Annotated in this window: 2 protein-coding genes; both read left to right on the top strand. The window is 45.7% G+C overall.

Annotation, left to right across the window (positions count from 1 at the left end; genetic code table 11):
• Nucleotides 1-222 (top strand): VOC family protein (locus KIV40_RS30730; RefSeq protein WP_285353077.1); only part of this gene is annotated, 222 nt, incomplete at its 5' end.
• 28 nt (nucleotides 223-250) lie between these two features.
• The coding region (locus KIV40_RS30725; protein WP_285353074.1) for a hypothetical protein at nucleotides 251-632 on the top strand (382 nt) is incomplete at its 3' end.

Genomic DNA, 632 nt, shown 5'->3' with positions numbered 1-632 from the left:
ATGGACTCAGTACCTGAATCGAAAGATGATATCTACAATCAGTTCACTGGGTTTATTCATGTGGCGATTTCATTGGGTTCAGAACAAGCGGTTGACGATCTAACCCAACGCTTGGTTGAAGACGGTTATGAGCGATTAGATGGCCCAAGAAGAACCGGCGATGGTTATTATGAGAGTTGCGTTCTCGATCCAGATGGTAATCGACTAGAACTTACGGTCTAAAAGATAACATATCAATACGGGTACCTTTATGCGCAAACCTCTTTTTTGTCTCCTAGTTTTATCTCTGCTGGTCGGTTGCCAGACGACCAGCGAGGTGGTTGATGAGCCGATTGGGTACTTGGGCTTCCAAGATGGGCAGGTATGGGCAATTCAGTTCAACGATTGTGGTGTTGTTAACTACCTAGAAGCGAAGAAATACCAGTGGTTTGACCGTTCTTTAGAGTCCATCAGTTGTTATCAATTCACACCAGAGCAGAGCGTGCTGGCTATTTCAGTGTATGCAGCGCCTGACCTCGATAGTCAGCCGATCGAATACATCGCTCGTTTTTCTGAGTTGGAGGTATCTGAATCTGGGTGGGGAACCTTTCCAAGTGTCTATCAAACTCAAGGTGAGAATTGGGTTCGTCTGA

The organism is Vibrio sp. D173a (assembly GCF_030248475.1).
This window is presented reverse-complemented; position numbering and strand designations above follow the sequence as displayed.